Genomic DNA, 768 nt, shown 5'->3' with positions numbered 1-768 from the left:
GGTAATGACTCCAACTTATTGATAGTGTTTTATGTTCAGATAATGCCCGATGACTTTGTCATGCAGCTCCACCGATTTTGAGAACGACAGCGACTTCCGTCCCAGCCGTGCCAGGTGCTGCCTCAGATTCAGGTTATGCCGCTCAATTCGCTGCGTATATCGCTTGCTGATTACGTGCAGCTTTCCCTTCAGGCGGGATTCATACAGCGGCCAGCCATCCGTCATCCATATCACCACGTCAAAGGGTGACAGCAGGCTCATAAGACGCCCCAGCGTCGCCATAGTGCGTTCACCGAATACGTGCGCAACAACCGTCTTCCGGAGCCTGTCATACGCGTAAAACAGCCAGCGCTGGCGCGATTTAGCCCCGACATAGCCCCACTGTTCGTCCATTTCCGCGCAGACGATGACGTCACTGCCCGGCTGTATGCGCGAGGTTACCGACTGCGGCCTGAGTTTTTTAAGTGACGTAAAATCGTGTTGAGGCCAACGCCCATAATGCGGGCGGTTGCCCGGCATCCAACGCCATTCATGGCCATATCAATGATTTTCTGGTGCGTACCGGGTTGAGAAGCGGTGTAAGTGAACTGCAGTTGCCATGTTTTACGGCAGTGAGAGCAGAGATAGCGCTGATGTCCGGCGGTGCTTTTGCCGTTACGCACCACCCCGTCAGTAGCTGAACAGGAGGGACAGCTGATAGAAACAGAAGCCACTGGAGCACCTCAAAAACACCATCATACACTAAATCAGTAAGTTGGCAGCATCACC

The 768-nt window shown here is 53.5% G+C and carries 1 protein-coding gene; it reads right to left on the bottom strand.

Translation table 11 applies throughout. The annotated features are described in order from the left end of the window. Window positions 1-15 precede the first annotated feature (15 nt). A protein-coding gene (locus K0335_RS22125) for an IS1-like element IS1A family transposase (protein ID WP_103215986.1) occupies window positions 16-713 on the bottom strand; the annotation gives its coding sequence in 2 pieces (ribosomal slippage) (window positions 16-464 and window positions 464-713; 699 coding nt in all). Between the last annotated feature and the right edge of the window lie 55 nt (window positions 714-768).

Origin of the sequence: Escherichia sp. GZ89 (assembly GCF_019366485.1) — a bacterium.
GTDB lineage: Bacteria > Pseudomonadota > Gammaproteobacteria > Enterobacterales > Enterobacteriaceae > Escherichia > Escherichia fergusonii.
The sequence above is the reverse complement of the archived record's forward strand: the minus strand, read 5'-3'. Positions and strand labels throughout refer to the sequence as shown.